This is a genomic window from Paenibacillus sp. FSL H8-0079 (genome assembly GCF_037991315.1).
GTDB lineage: Bacteria > Bacillota > Bacilli > Paenibacillales > Paenibacillaceae > Paenibacillus.
Genome location: NZ_CP150300.1, coordinates 6,574,296 through 6,589,703 on the forward strand (window position 1 = coordinate 6,574,296; position 15,408 = coordinate 6,589,703).

Here is a 15,408-nt window from a genome sequence, read left to right on the forward strand (position 1 = left end):
TCTATAATTTTACCATAAATCCTGACGTGGGACCGCTATCATTTGAATATAGAATCTATGTTCCGGTATTCAAAAAAAATGTTCATCATTAGCGGAGGGCATGCAGGAATTAGGATTAAACTGTCGAAAACTAAAGTCTGCCATGAAACCAATAACCTATAAAAAGATACCCCGATATGTAGTGCTGTCGATTTTATTCCTGACTATTTTACTTGGCTTTCGCTGGATATGGTCCGAGTCCTTCACTATACCCGCACATCCTGAACCCGCTAAAGGCGTGTTGGACCTTCGAGGCTGGGACCTCGCCAACACTTCACCCATATCCCTGGATGGAGAATGGGAGTTTTATCCCCAGGCGTTAATCTCTAATCGTGACGCAAAAAAAGTGGGCAACCCCTCCACACGGATTCAAGTTCCCGGTGACTGGCGGAATGCGTTACCACAATCCTCATCGTCATTCGGATATGGAACGTATCATCTTCGCATACTTTTAGATCCATCCGTGAAGGAAGTCTCTCTCTGGGGTCAGAAAATTCAGACATCATCGATCATCGAGATGAACGGGACCATTGTTGCTGAGTTCGGCCAACCAGCCACCCATGCCGAAGCCTATCGACCAGAAAGGACTGCATTTACGACTTCCTATACACTTGGCGGCGCCAATGAACTTACACTTCTGGTGCAGACAGCCAATTTTGACGATCCATATAGCGGTGGGATCACGCGCTCTCTCTATTTTGGTTCTCCAGAAGCCATTGGAAGTGAACGAGGACTATCCATCGATTTGCAAAAGATTACGTTCGCCATACTGCTCCTGCACAGCCTATACGCTTTTGTCATGTTTCTGTTTATCCGGAAGGAACGAGCTCTGCTGACGTTCTCCATGTTGACGCTGGTAGCTGCCCTAACAGTCGCCTCCGACCATGACAGTCTGTTATTGAGTTGGATTCCACTCAACTTCACTTGGATCGTTAAGGCCAAAGCGTTGTCCTATCCGTTGTTCGCATTCTTTCTTTTACAGATGGCTAGAAGCTTCTCCCATAGTCTACAAGGACGTAAACTGTTCCGTATCTATGCCAGCGTGCTTGGCATCTACTGTGTCTTTTTGCTCGTCGCACCCGTGACCCTGATCTACCATGCACTTGAGATTGGGATTTCTGATTTCCTTTATCTGTTTGCCATCGGCTGGTCTGTGTACCTGTTCTTCCGAATGGCAGCCGAGAAACGAAGTGACGCAAGCTTTTTGCTCTTTGCGGCAACTAGCAGCTTGTCCAGCGTATTGTGGGGAATTGTGAACTCACTTAATGAAATCACTAACGTGTATTATCCGATCGATGTGATCGCGGCCATGTTCGGCTTCTCCGCCTATTGGTTCAGGAAATACTTCCGCAATTCAAGTGAAATCGAGAAGTTATACGAACAGCTCAAAGAGGAGGATCGCCAGAAGGATCAGTTTCTTGTGAATACAGCTCATGAATTGCGTACACCGCTGCACGGGATCATCAATATCGCCGAGAGCATCGCGGTCCGTGAACGGCGTAAATCAGGTGGGCAGCAGGCAGAAGACATGAAGCTGTTAGTTACCATCGGCAGGCGCATGTCTCAACTGGTTGACGACCTACTTGATGTGATTCGCCTGAAGGAGAAACGAATTAAGCTTCAGAAGAAACCTTTATCTCTTGCATCCGTTATTCCAGGGGTGATCGGTATGTTCCGATTCATGGCAGAGGGCAAGCCTATCCATATACAGGTGGATATTCCAGAATCACTGCCGTTGATTCAGGCCGATGAGAGAAGACTTGTTCAGGTACTCTACAACCTGTTGCATAATGCGCTCAAATTTACCGACGAGGGTACCATTACCGTGTCTGTTCGGGAACATGGAGAGCACGTCTTGATTCAAGTTTCAGATACAGGCGTTGGCATGAGTGAGGAGATACAACAGCGAATATTCGAAGCGTATGAACAGGGGACCCCAGAGGCTCGTTTAAGTGGAGGAATCGGCCTCGGTCTCAATATCAGCAGGCAACTCACCGAACTCCATGGCGGCCAACTCACCGTGCAATCTGTACCTGGGCAAGGATCTACCTTCCAGATCTCGCTTCCACGGGAAGATACCGCATCACTATCGGATCAGACGGAGCAGCGATGGGACGCTCACAGCTTTGATGAAATTGCGGTTGCAGAGCCGCAACAGCAGACCCTATCTCAATCTCATGATAAGACTGCCGCACGTATTCTTGCCGTCGATGATGATCCTGTAAACCTGCGAGTACTGATCTCCATGCTTGCAAATGAACCGTACCATATTCAACCTGCGACCTCGGCACTTGAAGCACTCGAATTGCTGGATAAGGAGCCTTGGGACTTACTGATTGCCGATGTCATGATGCCTCATATGTCCGGTTATGAACTGACTGAGAACGTACGCAAGCGTTATTCGGTATCAGAGCTTCCCATCCTGTTGTTGACGGCTCGTAACGAACCAGCTGATGTGTACGCCGGATTCATGGCCGGAGCTACGGACTATGTCACCAAACCCGTTGATGCCGTTGAGTTGAGGCATCGCATCGGATCATTAATTGTGCTGAAACAATCCATCGATGAGCGACTGCGCATGGAGGCTGCTTACTTACAAGCACAGATTCAGCCCCATTTTCTTTTTAATACGCTCAATTCAATCATGGTTCTTAGTGAGATGGACACAGAGCGAATGCAGAAATTGGGCGATGCTTTTATCGAGTATCTTCAGACCAGCTTTCATTTCGTCAATTCCGAGAAAATGGTGGAGGTCTCTCATGAGTTGGATCTCTCACGAGCCTATCTCTACATTGAGAAAGAACGATTCATGCATCGGTTGAACGTCATCTGGGATATCCCCGATGATCTGGATCTATCCTTGCCACCACTCACCATTCAACCGCTCATTGAGAATGCCGTTCGACATGGTATTCTCAGCAAAGTTGAGGGTGGAACCGTGCATATCCGGATCATTAACCAAACAATGAGTACCTTGATCGAGATCGAGGATAACGGTGTAGGAATGCAGCCTGAGCAGATTGAACGAGCGCTGGCATGGCCTAAGAAAGGACCAGAAGGAACTGGAGGTATTGGATTAACCAATACGCATCGCCGGTTGACTCAGATGTACGGACAGGGCTTACGCATCGTCAGTTCACCGGGCCAAGGTACGAAAGTATCCTTTATCATCCCTATGGACCGCAACACAGAAGTCTGAGCGATACGAACGTTCTATAACTCTACACCTGGCATTCCGTACAGTCCGTGTCCGTATGCTTTGTGTAAGGTCTAAGGTGAACGCGATGGTACAGGCCGGGCAGGTTCAATTCCAAGCTCAAGCTCAAGTTCTGACATACGAAATAAACCAAAAGAGAGCTAAGCACGGGTTTCATCCCGGCTTAGCTCTCTTTTGGGTCTTAATCATTATTAACACGGATTAGATTAATCGTTATACGTGCAGGACATGTTTTTCATCCGATAATCCCAGCGCCTTGGCTGTTGAAGAATGAACCTCTTTGAGAAGATCCAAGTTCTCCACAAGGGATATGCCGTAGGAAGGAATCATTTCCTTAATCTTCGGCTCCCATGCCTCCATATGCTGCGGGAAGCACCGCTGAAGAATCTCAAGCATGACCTGAACCGCGGTGGATGCACCCGGTGATGCACCAAGCAGAGCCGCAATCGTTCCATCTGCAGACGTAACCACTTCTGTACCAAATTGGAGCGTACCCTTGCCACCTTGAACGGTATCCTTGATTACCTGCACACGCTGCCCCGCCAGAACCATATCCCAATCCTCACTCTTCGCACCCGGAACAAAGTCACGCAATTCAGCCATGCGTTGTTCTTTGGATAACATCAGTTGTTGGATCAGATATTTGGTCAAAGAGATTTCTTTGACACCTGCTGCGAGCATCGTAAGCAGATTATGCATCTTAACTGACGTGATTAAGTCGGCATTGGAACCCGTCTTCAGGAACTTCGGCGAGAACCCGGCAAATGGTCCGAATAGCAGCGACTTCTTATTGTCGATAAATCGGGTATCCAGATGCGGAACGGACATCGGCGGAGCTCCTACAGAAGCTTTGCCATATACTTTGGCGTGATGCTGTTCCACGACTTTTTGATTTTTGCACACCATAAAGATCCCACTGACCGGGAATCCGCCGATATGTTTACCTTCCGGAATGCCCGTCTTCTGGAGCAAATGCAGGCTTCCGCCGCCCGCGCCGATGAAGACGAATTTCGCCTTATGGCGTTCGACTGCACCACTCTTCAGGTTTTTCACGGATAATTCCCATTGTCCATCGCTGGTACGTTTCATATTCTTCACGCTATGTTGGTAGTGGACGCCCACGTGTTGTTCCTTCAAATGTTTGATCAGCATACGCGTTAAAGCACCAAAGTTAACGTCCGTACCGGAGTCAATCTTGGTTGCTGCAACAGGTTCATTACTTGTACGATCTTTCATCATCAGCGGCATCCATTTCGCCAGCTCTTTCTTGTCATCCGAGAATTCCATGCCTGCAAACAGCGGGTGATTCGATAAGGAGTCATAACGTCTTTTCAAAAACTGGACATTGCTCTCACCGTGCACATAACTCAAATGAGGAATCGGCATAATGAAATCCCGCGGATTACGAATCAGACGACTATTGACGAGATAGGACCAAAATTGCTTTGAGATCTGAAATTGTTCATTCACTTTAATCGCTTTGCTAATATCTACGGTTCCGTCTGGTCGTTCAACGGTATAGTTAAGTTCGCACAATGCAGCATGCCCGGTTCCGGCATTATTCCATTCGTTGGAGCTTTCCTCTCCTGCAGTGGCTAGCTTTTCGAAAACCTTAATATTCCAGTCTGGTGCCAATTCTTTTAGCAAAGTTCCCAAAGTTGCACTCATAATTCCGGCACCAATCAAGATAACATCTGTACTCGTTTGTCCCTGGCTCATGTCTACCGTCCTTATATCCTATATTTGCCAAAAGGATGTAAGCGTTATCGATTTGGCATTTGCAGCAAGCCCATTCTTGAACGGGATCGCACCTTCTCTGAATGATTATAACCTTGATCTAGTGTATCAATAATATAGAGCAATTTAAATATGCAATTTCAAGATATTTGCTATTCCATCAGTATACGCTAGTTTACATCGGAACGTTAGCCCGGTTATAGGCCTGAAAGATATATTTGTTCAAAGCAAAGAAAGGAGCCCGGTTTTAGTGGGACTTGGGTAATCAAATGGATGCACTAAAAGCCGCTCTCGAATCTCTTCGTAAGGCGGCTTTTTATATAAAGTAACGATTACCACGCCCGGCCTCTCCGGGAGTACTCAGAAAATTGAAATCAGTTCCTTCGTGTACGGATGGCGTTCTTCAGCGAACAACGCATCTGCACCAAAACGGTCAACGATCTGACCTTCCCGCATAACGATGATACGCTGACTCATGCGATGTACCGCAGCCAGATCATGGGAGATGAACAAGTATGAAAGACCCAGCGATGTCCGCAGATCGGTGAGCAACTGCAAAACTGCTCCTTGCGAGATCACGTCCAGGCTGGCCGTCGGTTCATCCAGAACGACAACGTCCGGCTCAATGCCAATAGCACGCGCGATCGTGACCCGCTGGCGCTGTCCACCACTTAGCTCATGGGGGTATCGTCCAGCCAAATCGCTTGGAAGCTCGACTGCTTCAAGCAGCTTTTGGACGTACGCATCCTTCGATGTGTAGGTAAAGTGGGACAGCTCGGCGTTCCGTCCAAGTTGTTCGTACGGATCAATCAGCGAATCAGCAATCTTGAGCTTTGGATTCAGTGCTGCCATTGGATTCTGGAAAACAATCTGAATCTTCCGGCGATGAGGTCGCAAACGTCGGCCGCTCAGCCGCGCGATATCCTGTCCGCTTAATGTAATCGAGCCCTTATCCGCATCTTCGATCCGTAGCAGACAGCGGGCGAGCGTACTCTTGCCGCAGCCGCTCTCGCCAACCAGGCCAAGACACTCGCCACGGTTCAGGGCGAACGAAATATCGTTCACAGCCGGTCGGTCTGCACCTGCATACGTTCGGCTCAGATGTTCCACGTGAAGCACAGGGTCGCCGGAAATGCTGAACGATGAAGCATTGCCTGTACCCGTGGTATCAATATCTGCATCTGTATCCGCATGGTCTGTATCTGTAGTAGTTATGACTGTATTGTCTATGTCTGTTTGGTTTATGTCGTTAGCAAAGTCGTGACTTCGCACACCGGATTCTTCGGACTTCACGAGTCCAGAGCGTTCATCATTTTCGGTCATCTTCATTCCATTCCTGCCTCCTTCAACCCCGACTTCAGCGAGCGACTCAGGACGGGAGCCGCATCAATCAACTGGCGAGTATATTCATGCTGGGGATGGTCAAGAATGCGATGTTTCCCGCCAGATTCGACGATCTGTCCTTCCTTCATGACAGCCAAACGGTTGGCATAGCGACGAACATGGCGCCAGTCGTGTGTAATAAACAGAATCGCACAGCCTGTCTCCGCTTGCTTGCTTGCCAGCAACTCCAATACGCGATGTCCGGATACACTATCGAGTGCCGTCGTTGCCTCATCTGCAATCAGTAGACGAGGAGACAGCATCAGCGATGTGGCAATCGAGGCCCGCTGAAGCTGTCCACCGCTCAATTGGAACGGATAGCGGCGTAGCAATTCAGCGCCAAGGCCAACCGATTCCAGCGCTTCCTCCGCTCGTTTCTTGCGGATGGCAGAAGACTTTTCCCCGTGTACCTTCTGGTATTCATCAAAGTGCCCACCAATGCTGCGAAAGGGCGTAAACGCTCCCTGATAGTCTTGAAAAATATATGAGATGCGGCTTCCCCGCAGGGCGCGCATCTCCTTTGGCTTCCGTTCGAGCAGGTTGCTGCCCTCGAACATGACTCGCCCCGACGCATGCAGGTTGGGCGGCAGCAGACGACCAATGGCTTGCGAGAGCAAGCTTTTGCCACTACCGCTCTGTCCAACCAATGCCATGAACTCACCTTCACGAACAGCCAGCGAGACTTGATCTACAATCGTACGATCCCGACTGGAGATGCTCAATTCCTCAATGGAGAGAATCATGGCTGCACCTCCTTCTTCACGTCAAACCGGTCTCGCAGATAGTCGCCCAGCATGTTGGCAAGCAGCACTACAGAGACAATGGCGAGACCAGGGTAGATCATCAGCTCTGGCCGAGACTGGAAGTAAGGCCGTGAGTCATTCAGCATCGCACCCCATTCAGGTGTTGGCGGCTGTGCGCCAAGGCCGATGTAGGACAACGAAGAGATGAGCAGGATGATTTTGCCCAGATCAAGACTGGCCAGCACGAGCACATGGCCTGCGATATGTGGGAGCAGATGTTTTCTCATGATACGACCGTCCGAAAGTCCGTTGGTACGGGCAATCCGAATATAATCCTTTTGTGACTCCGATAAAACCGTACTCCGAACGAGACGAGCATAGCTGACCCACTTCACGATCACAATCGCCAATACCAAATTACCGATTCCCGCGCCGAGCAGGCCACTGAGCACAATCGCCACGATGGTATCAGGGAAAGCGAGAAAAGCATCAGCGATGCGCATGAACAGTTTATCGACCCAGCCACGTTTGTAACCCGCAATCAAGCCAAACGGAATACCAATCAGCAATGCAGCACCAAGTGCTAGCAAGCTATAACCCAGCGTTTGGCCGCCGCCAAGCAGCAAACGTGTCAATACATCGCGGCCCAGATGGTCGGTGCCGAACGGATGGAGAGCACTTGCACCCTGCAATCGTCCGCGCAGATCGGTTAAGGTATGATCATGTTTCAGAACTAAAAAGGCATATACGGAGGCCGCGATGACCAGCAGTGCAAATAGCAAACCAACGATCGCCTGCCAGTTATGTTTTTTAGATTTTGTAGGTGGAATGGGCAGGGGTATGGTTTTCATCGGTGGGCCTCCTTTTCCTTGAGTTTCATTTCGGGATTCAAATAACGGTACGACAGATCAACCGCCGTATTCACGAGGAATACCACGATAGCCATGATCAGGATGTAACCCTGGATCAGTGGATAATCACGCTGGCGGATGGCATCAACGACAAGCTTGCCAATACCCGGATACGCGAACAACACTTCAATCACGACAACTCCGCCAATCAGGCTGCCGAGGCTTACGCCAAATACCGTAATGACAGGCGGCAGACTGTGCCGAAACGCGTGAAGCATGAAAATCCGGCCTTCGGATAACCCTCTTGCCCGGGCGGATCGAACGAACTCCTGACTTAGTGAATCTAGCAAGCTGGAACGCAAAAGACGCACATAGACGCTGGAGATGGCAAGTCCCAGCGTCAGAGATGGCAGAATAAGTGATGTGAATCCATCCCGGCCCATGGTCGGCAGATTGCCGAAGCGTACGCCGAACATGTCGATTAGGATCAGACCCAGCCAGAAGCTCGGCACCGCCGCACCCACAATGGAGAGCATCCGGCTGCCCCGGTCAATCCAACTGCCACGATGGAGTGCTGACAGCGAGCCGAGCGGGATCGCTATGACGAGCATAACCAGCAGTGCGCCAATCGTCAGTTCAGCCGTAGCTGGCAGCGCACGCATCAAGGTCTGCATGACGGGCTGGCCTGTTGAATACGATACGCCGAAGTCGAGCCGAACAAAATCGAGCAACCAGTTGCCAAACTGGACAGGAAGAGAATCGTTGAAACCCATCTCCTCGCGTACAGCTTCGACCTGCTCCTGACTAACAGACAGTTCGTCCACATTCAGGATCGTCAGCACGGGATCACCGGGAGCCAGACGAATGAACAGAAAGCTCACAAACATAATGAACAACAGAAAGATAAATACCTCAAGGAACTTCCGAAGCAAAATGCGAAACATTACATCACATCCAGCTTATTGGTAATCATGTAATATTCACTGCGGGTGGTAACCCAGTTCTTGATCTTCTTGCCGTTATAGGCAACGATCGTACCTGGGTGCAGCACGAATGAATTCAGTACGTTGTCATGCACGTAGTTGGCTGCCTTCTCGGCAAGCTCTGCGCGCTTCTCCGGTTCAACCGTGAGATTCAGCTCGTCGATGATCTTGGTCAGCTCTGGATCTTCCGATCCACTGAAGTTAAGAGCACCTTTCGGATGGTATGTTGCATTCAAGTAATAACCAGCATCCCCACGAGGAGCCGTCAAATTACTGTACGTTGCAATATCCCAGTCGCGGTTGGATGCCATATAATCTTCTGGCGTGTCAATCTGGCGGATCTGCACGTCGATACCGATCTTCTTCGCATCAGATTGGAACACTTGAGCAATTAGTGGCAGATCAGCACGGGCTGAATATGTCAGCAGCGTCAGCTGCAATGGTTTGCCGTCCTTGGTAATCACGCCGTTTTGCTGCGTGTACCCTGCTTCGTTGAGATATTTTACAGCGACATCAGCTCCGGATTCCGTTGCTGTATCCGTATAGGTTGGTGCGAATGGTAGCGATGGCAGGAACGGTCCGATAGCAGCTTCACCGTAGCCGAGCAGGATCGTGTCCACGATACCCTGACGGTCAATCAGCGCGTCCAACGCACGACGGACATTGAGGTCCTTCATACTCTCCCGCTGCATGTTCATCGTTAGCTGATGCACGCGGAATGTCGATGTGGACTCAACCGTCATGCCGTCCATTGCTTTGAGCGATTCGAGGCTTTCAACTTCCGGACGGTATACGATATCTACCTGCCCAGATTTGAGCGCTAGTGTGCGGGCATTGGCATCTTCATTGAATGAGAACGTGATGGAATCCAGAGGCGATGCTCCGTCCCAATATTCATCATAGCGATCCAGTTGCAGCTTGCTGCCTGGGGTAAAAGAGGTCAGCTTGAACGGGCCCGTACCAATCGGCTTGTTCACAATGTCCGGCTCACTCACGTCGATAATCGCCGTGTTCGGATTCACCAGCTCTGAAGCAAATTCCGGGAAAGGCTGAGTTGTAGTGATCTCGAGCTTGTCGCCTTCGGCTTCGATGGTATCGATCTTCAGCGCGTTCTGAATCGCTACATTCTCTTCCAGTGCCCGCTCAAGGGATGCCTTAACGGATTCACCCGTCATTGGCTTGCCGTTCTGGAAGGTCACATCATCTCGCAGGTCGATCGTCCAATGCTGACCATCTTCGCTCTCCCAGCTCTCGGCGAGCCATGGAGCAACCGTCAGGTTCTCTTCATCGAGACGAACCAGCGTTTCCGTAATGCCCGCGCGCAGCGGCACATAGCTAGAATCCACATGCGGATCTAGCGAACTGGTGGAGAAGTTATATAGGAAGTGAACATTTTTATTATCGGTGGATGGTTGCGCAGCGGGACTGGACTCAGATGATCCGCAGGCGCTCAACAGTCCAGCGCTCAAGGCCAAGGAGACCAGCGCTAGCAGTGGCGTCTTTTTATTCAAGGTAATGCCCCTCTCTCTTAATCGTAATCATTATGATCTAAACAATGAGTATTATCATATCGTAATGATTACGTTTTGACAAGAGTTATATTGGTGTTAGAACGAGAAAAAATCCGACTCTCGGATGAGAGCGGATTCTTCATGTTTTTTGTTACATATGAGGGCTTTATTATGGTTTATTTCCTTTGCGATCCGGGATTGTTTACAGGTAGAACCATGCAAGATTCCTCGAAAAGTTACAATCCAGTTTCGTAGTCTTCCAGCATATGTGACCAGTAACCTTCGACATTCTTCATTGCTATCGGATCAATCTTCTCAAAATAACCACGAAGTGCTCTAGCATACTCATCTGAGGTATATGTACCTTCCAGTCTCATTTTAGTTGCCCGTTCACTTCTAATTAGATGAAACAAAAAGAAGGTTCCCAAATTCTTATTGAGCATATATACGTTGGACTTATCCAATGATGATGTTGTGAAAAACATATCGCTCCCTTGTTTTAGATAGAGACCATACGAGTCACGCATACCATAAATTGCAAAGTGACCAATCTGAACATATTCCTCTCCTTCAATAACTTTCACTTGGAAAGCTTCAGATTCATAAAAGGAAAAATCATCATACTGTTCTGGGACTCCTATGTCGATTAAAAAATGAGCATTCTCTTCAGTTACTCCCCAAGCTTTTAGTTTAGTATAGTCATGATTTATTATTTCCGATTCATAGTAGTCCTTTATCTCTACGATATCAAAATCCATGCTCTCACTCCTTTAACTTTTAAAATGCTTGAGCTAGAGCCATACGACTGATCTAAAAAATCACTGGTGCGTCCAGGCTTCCAGTCCCTCATCACTTATATCAATTGGTGCCTGCTTAGACATGTATTCCGCATGCGCTAGAGGAAAAGCATAGCCACCTGTAATAATCTCACCATGCTGTCTTCTAATGGTTCCTCCTCTTTCGATTAAAAGAATTAAAGGTTCATACAAATCATGAAACTCCGACGCAATTTCATTTCCGGAATCAAATAATAACAACCATTCCAAATATGCTTCACACGTTCCTTTTAGGAAACTGTTTTTCAATTCCTTTAATTGAGGACATTTTTCAGTTATATCCAGATCAACGTCATATCCGAACGCACGAGAAGCGTTGAAAAAGGGATACGATGTTTTCAAACTGTATGTAGTGGTCAATATTGCTGCTCTTCTAATATACTCCTGTAATAATGCCATGTTTGAGGGCTCATTTGTTCTACCGGAAGTACTCCAATTGATGCTGTTTATTCTTTCTATACCTTTACATAATTGATTCATTAATACCTCCTCCTCTAGAGTCAACTATTCAATTCTAATAACTTCCCACATAAAGCTACTAACTTCAGAATATATACAGAATTGTAGTTTCACTAATAAATGCACTAGGTAATATATCTTGTATATTTTCAATTCTACCCGTCATATAATCTAACTCACTCCCGTTTAAATGTTCCTTTGCCCACTCACTTAATCGTGCTAACTCAACTACAGCAGCTTCTAATTGGTGAGAATATATTTTAGATTCATCCCGAATCAGGACTATTCCTAATTCATGTATTGCTGCCTCCCAGTACTCATCTTAAAATTCCTGAGTAGCAATATTCTCACTGAGTGTAAGTTCACAATTCCGATCTTCTATATCCCCGTTATATCTATATAGACCTACGGACATTAGTATCCCCCCAGTTTGATCAACATGATCCTATTAGATGTCGCTAATATCTTGTACTGAAATATTTAAATGTCTCCAATAATTAAGAGGATAAGCTGAACTACCTACAACTATTTCGCCTTGTCTTATGGTAAAACTCTCGCCTCGTTCAAAGAGTTTTATCATTGGTTCGTAGAGGTCGATGTATTGAATTGCTTCACCCACTCCTTGATCTGCTAATTCGGAAACTTCTAAATAACCGTAGCAAATTACCTTCACATAAGGATTTCCTAGCGTGTCCAGTTTTGAACAAGCTCGATATACTTTTTCATCTATAGCTTTTCCAAGAATTTTAGCAAAACTAAATAGGGGATATTGATCTATTGAAGCATCAATCTCGTTTAATAATTGATTAACGCGTCTAAGATATTCTTTAATCAGAATATGAGAAGATTCTAGTGAACTATTTTCGGTACCCTCAAATGAAATAAACGATAAACGTTCAATAGCTTTGGTTAGTAGCTGCCCCATGTGTTGCTCTCCTCTCGATTAACTATTAAACCTATTTAGCGTTACGTACAAGGTAACGACTAAATAACGCAGCCCTGGCAACTGCGTTATCGTTTGAAATTATGTTCCTTGATCGCAATCAGTCGAATTCAATATACACGCTACAACCGTTCGTTTTGGCTAATTCTAAAAATGTTGATATCTGATGTGCTACTTCTGGGAGAGTAGGGACAATGTTCTTAACATTCTCTCTTTGCCCACCAGTTACTTTACTCACATTGAAGGACTTAAATAAATGAATAGCTGAATCAAGGTCCTGTACTTCCCATGGACTTTCCTCATACCAACCTTCATGGGCATAGTATTCTTGTAGAATACCATTGTCAGTAGACTCATACTGGCACATAAGATCCAATACTGTCTCAAAATATCCATTCCACATCTTTAGGATATTTTTCTCCGCAGAGTCTCCAAATACAATTAATATTTCCGGTTGCCCCTCGTAACCAACATAATAAACGTCATTAACTTTATCTTCTTTCATAGTTCATCAACTCTCCAACGTTCATAAAGAGCATTACCCTCGCTCTAATGAACTTAGGTACTCGCTTATTATACTCATTTCACCTATTTTAACCCCTTAAGAAATTCCTCTAATATTTTTCGGCTAGCAGTTCCTGCTCCTGAAATTGCATTATGCACACGATCTAATATTATAGGATGATTTATAATTCGTTGCTTATGTTCAGTAGATGTGTAACTTCTTAATGTATCTATACTTATTTCAAATAACTCGCTGTCTTCAACAGAAAGTAGCGAAAGTAGGATTTCAAATTCTTGTGTGTGCTGTGTACTATCTAGACAGTAAGCCAGCTTTTTCTTCCAGTACAGTGGCTTATTTAACACCTCAATGGTTAATTGATCCCAATCACTTTGTCCGAATTCCTCCAATGATTCTGCTGCTATAATACAACCGTCATCATACCAGGAATCAACTGTCGTCACAGCTGATAAAAGATTATCTAATTGTTTGTACATATTAAACATTAACCTCTATCTTAGTCATCTCCCAGTTTGATCCTACTTTCTGTATACCGGTAAGATTAATCCATGTAAGAAATGGCCGTCTTGATAATATTCGTTAATTTTAATTCAGGATATTTTTTATCACATTCCTTGAGGGTGTTGATATATTCTGTACTTTGGAGATTATAAGCTATTTCTTCAAACACCTCACTAACCCAAATAAGTTCGTCCTTACTACAGTTCTTGAGGAATTGAATCGTCTCATCTTCATTTTGGCTTAGTATATTAATTAGTTCATCTCTGTATTGCTCGATTACTGGATCGTTCATATGAAGAGCCGCTCTTTTTCGTATTACTTCTCTTGCCTCTTGAATCATTTATAATGACCTCCCATTATGGTTGTTGTGTAGCATCAGGAAAGATTGTTCCAATCTCTCCATTGGTTTTAATAACCCCAACTCTAACCCCATTGTATTCTCCATAGACAACTACACCATCAGGTTTAGAAGCATTTTGTGGTTTATTCACAACACTCTCTCCTGCTTTTGTGATATCTGAATCTGACCAGCTTTTAGGAAACCAAGCTTGATTACTTCCTTCTCGTTTTGCTGGGGTTTTATGCTCAGGGATATTACCTACTCTTACACCATTTGAATACGTTTTTTCAATATTATATTCAAATCCGTTGGCCTTAAGAAAATCAATATTGGACTGTCCATGTCCTCCGCCTTTCATCTTAGAAACCTTCCCATTCTTAGGGTTAATAGTGAAATCACCTTTGGAGGAATGTTCCAATGCTTTGGGGCTCAACGATAGACCTTTAACACTTCCATCTAGGAATTTACTATTTCCTTTCTCCTTCGCCTTAGCAGCCTCAATATGCTGCTTAATCTTCGCCACAGCAGGATTAGAAGCTGGCAATCGATGAGGCCCTTTACTACCCGGCATACTCCCACGAACCATCTGAATGGCCATGAATATCTGACTAAACTTCAGAGAGGTCACCATCATCTGAGCATACTTATCTGACACAGGTTCTCCTGTCGTAGGATGAATGCCCATCTCAAACGCCTTGATCTGTAACGCAAAAATATCTTCCCCAGGCGGTTCAACGTTCACAGCTTGCATGCGATTAAAGTCCAGATTTCCCTGATCCCTCTGATAAGCCTGAAGAGCAGCCTGATCCGCAACACCATTCTCGTTGACAGGCATCCATACCCACTTACCGAACATATTGATTTGTGCCATCCGATAGCCCTTGTCACCCAAACTTGAACCACCTGCTGATTTGGTCATCATGGCTGCGGCACCAACTGCTCCAAACGCACCACCCAGACTTCCCTTCTGAGCATCTGCATCTTGGAAACGCGTGGCGATATCCTTCAATTCCTTCGATGTGTTCACCATACTCTCTAGCGCTTTATCCAGTATAGGTCGTGACTGCTCGAACTCATAGTAAAATCGCTCCTGCGTCGCACCCATCCACATCATCTGAACAAACATGATCTGTCTCGTCAGATCACTTCGTATACTCTCCAACTGTTGTCTGGCTTGATCCACCTGATTCGATACGTGATGTAGTTGTTCAGGGGTAACTTTGATTGTACTCATACGTTTCTCCGCTCATTCGAAATAGGATTATCCTATGTTAGCAGAAGTGTAATATGTAAACTATCCGGCTAACATCCTGATTTCACCATGGTAAAAACACAAGCTGTG

At 46.3% G+C, this 15,408-nt stretch carries 14 protein-coding genes; 1 reads left to right on the top strand and 13 read right to left on the bottom strand.

The window, feature by feature from the left end:
* Positions 1-100: 100 nt before the first annotated feature.
* On the top strand, positions 101-3,238 hold the full coding sequence (locus MHI06_RS29225; RefSeq protein ID WP_340399966.1) for an ATP-binding protein: 3,138 nt from the start codon (positions 101-103) through the stop codon (positions 3,236-3,238).
* 231 nt (positions 3,239-3,469) lie between these two features.
* On the opposite strand, the gene MHI06_RS29230 is transcribed toward MHI06_RS29225, so the two are convergent.
* The 13 genes from MHI06_RS29230 to MHI06_RS29290 all read right to left on the bottom strand — a co-directional run bounded on the left by MHI06_RS29230 (position 3,470) and on the right by MHI06_RS29290 (position 15,300).
* Positions 3,470-4,975, bottom strand: a complete 1,506-nt coding sequence (locus MHI06_RS29230; RefSeq protein ID WP_340399967.1) for a malate:quinone oxidoreductase — start codon at positions 4,973-4,975, stop codon at positions 3,470-3,472.
* A gap of 378 nt (positions 4,976-5,353) precedes the next feature.
* On the bottom strand, positions 5,354-6,322 hold the full coding sequence (locus MHI06_RS29235) for a dipeptide/oligopeptide/nickel ABC transporter ATP-binding protein (protein ID WP_340399968.1): 969 nt from the start codon (positions 6,320-6,322) through the stop codon (positions 5,354-5,356).
* Positions 6,319-7,119, bottom strand: coding sequence for an ABC transporter ATP-binding protein (locus tag MHI06_RS29240; protein ID WP_340399969.1), 801 nt, complete (start codon positions 7,117-7,119; stop codon positions 6,319-6,321). Before MHI06_RS29240 ends, MHI06_RS29235 begins: the two co-directional genes overlap by 4 nt.
* Positions 7,116-7,970: a nickel transporter permease gene (gene nikC / locus MHI06_RS29245; protein WP_076217106.1), complete on the bottom strand. Its 855-nt coding sequence runs from the start codon at positions 7,968-7,970 to the stop codon at positions 7,116-7,118. The genes MHI06_RS29240 and nikC overlap by 4 nt, the downstream gene beginning before the upstream one ends.
* Positions 7,967-8,914, bottom strand: coding sequence for a nickel ABC transporter permease (gene nikB, locus MHI06_RS29250; RefSeq protein WP_062836581.1), 948 nt, complete (start codon positions 8,912-8,914; stop codon positions 7,967-7,969). The genes nikC and nikB overlap by 4 nt, the downstream gene beginning before the upstream one ends.
* Complete coding sequence (nikA, locus tag MHI06_RS29255; protein ID WP_340399970.1) at positions 8,914-10,464, bottom strand: nickel ABC transporter substrate-binding protein; 1,551 nt, start codon at positions 10,462-10,464, stop codon at positions 8,914-8,916. Before nikA ends, nikB begins: the two co-directional genes overlap by 1 nt.
* Positions 10,465-10,700: 236 nt before the next feature.
* The gene (locus MHI06_RS29260; protein ID WP_340399971.1) at positions 10,701-11,222 is read right to left on the bottom strand and encodes an SUKH-4 family immunity protein; all 522 of its coding nucleotides are present in this window, start codon (positions 11,220-11,222) and stop codon (positions 10,701-10,703) included.
* 60 nt (positions 11,223-11,282) lie between these two features.
* Positions 11,283-11,780, bottom strand: coding sequence for a hypothetical protein (locus MHI06_RS29265; RefSeq protein WP_340399972.1), 498 nt, complete (start codon positions 11,778-11,780; stop codon positions 11,283-11,285).
* A gap of 427 nt (positions 11,781-12,207) precedes the next feature.
* Positions 12,208-12,684, bottom strand: coding sequence for a hypothetical protein (locus MHI06_RS29270; protein WP_340399973.1), 477 nt, complete (start codon positions 12,682-12,684; stop codon positions 12,208-12,210).
* A gap of 118 nt (positions 12,685-12,802) precedes the next feature.
* Positions 12,803-13,207: a hypothetical protein gene (locus MHI06_RS29275; protein ID WP_282319817.1), complete on the bottom strand. Its 405-nt coding sequence runs from the start codon at positions 13,205-13,207 to the stop codon at positions 12,803-12,805.
* 83 nt (positions 13,208-13,290) lie between these two features.
* Positions 13,291-13,701 (bottom strand): hypothetical protein, encoded by a 411-nt coding sequence (locus MHI06_RS29280; RefSeq protein ID WP_282319816.1) that lies wholly within the window; start codon positions 13,699-13,701, stop codon positions 13,291-13,293.
* A 65-nt stretch (positions 13,702-13,766) separates the two neighbouring features.
* The gene (locus MHI06_RS29285) at positions 13,767-14,066 is read right to left on the bottom strand and encodes a hypothetical protein (protein ID WP_047840987.1); all 300 of its coding nucleotides are present in this window, start codon (positions 14,064-14,066) and stop codon (positions 13,767-13,769) included.
* A 16-nt stretch (positions 14,067-14,082) separates the two neighbouring features.
* Entirely contained in the window at positions 14,083-15,300 is a 1,218-nt protein-coding gene (locus MHI06_RS29290) for a WXG100 family type VII secretion target (RefSeq protein WP_340399974.1), read from the bottom strand.
* Positions 15,301-15,408 lie beyond the last annotated feature (108 nt).

Excerpts from the sequence above, each read along its gene's own strand:
- nikC (WP_076217106.1), bottom strand. The coding sequence starts at position 7,970 with ATGAAAACCATACCCCTGCCCATTCCACCTACAAAATCTAAAAAACAT.
- MHI06_RS29290 (WP_340399974.1), bottom strand. The coding sequence starts at position 15,300 with ATGAGTACAATCAAAGTTACCCCTGAACAACTACATCACGTATCGAAT.
- MHI06_RS29280 (WP_282319816.1), bottom strand. The coding sequence starts at position 13,701 with ATGTACAAACAATTAGATAATCTTTTATCAGCTGTGACGACAGTTGAT.
- MHI06_RS29230 (WP_340399967.1), bottom strand. The coding sequence starts at position 4,975 with ATGAGCCAGGGACAAACGAGTACAGATGTTATCTTGATTGGTGCCGGA.
- MHI06_RS29260 (WP_340399971.1), bottom strand. The coding sequence starts at position 11,222 with ATGGATTTTGATATCGTAGAGATAAAGGACTACTATGAATCGGAAATA.
- MHI06_RS29235 (WP_340399968.1), bottom strand. The coding sequence starts at position 6,322 with ATGAAGATGACCGAAAATGATGAACGCTCTGGACTCGTGAAGTCCGAA.
- MHI06_RS29225 (WP_340399966.1), top strand. The coding sequence starts at position 101 with ATGCAGGAATTAGGATTAAACTGTCGAAAACTAAAGTCTGCCATGAAA.
- nikB (WP_062836581.1), bottom strand. The coding sequence starts at position 8,914 with ATGTTTCGCATTTTGCTTCGGAAGTTCCTTGAGGTATTTATCTTTCTG.
- MHI06_RS29270 (WP_340399973.1), bottom strand. The coding sequence starts at position 12,684 with ATGGGGCAGCTACTAACCAAAGCTATTGAACGTTTATCGTTTATTTCA.
- MHI06_RS29285 (WP_047840987.1), bottom strand. The coding sequence starts at position 14,066 with ATGATTCAAGAGGCAAGAGAAGTAATACGAAAAAGAGCGGCTCTTCAT.
- MHI06_RS29265 (WP_340399972.1), bottom strand. The coding sequence starts at position 11,780 with ATGAATCAATTATGTAAAGGTATAGAAAGAATAAACAGCATCAATTGG.
- MHI06_RS29275 (WP_282319817.1), bottom strand. The coding sequence starts at position 13,207 with ATGAAAGAAGATAAAGTTAATGACGTTTATTATGTTGGTTACGAGGGG.
- MHI06_RS29240 (WP_340399969.1), bottom strand. The coding sequence starts at position 7,119 with ATGATTCTCTCCATTGAGGAATTGAGCATCTCCAGTCGGGATCGTACG.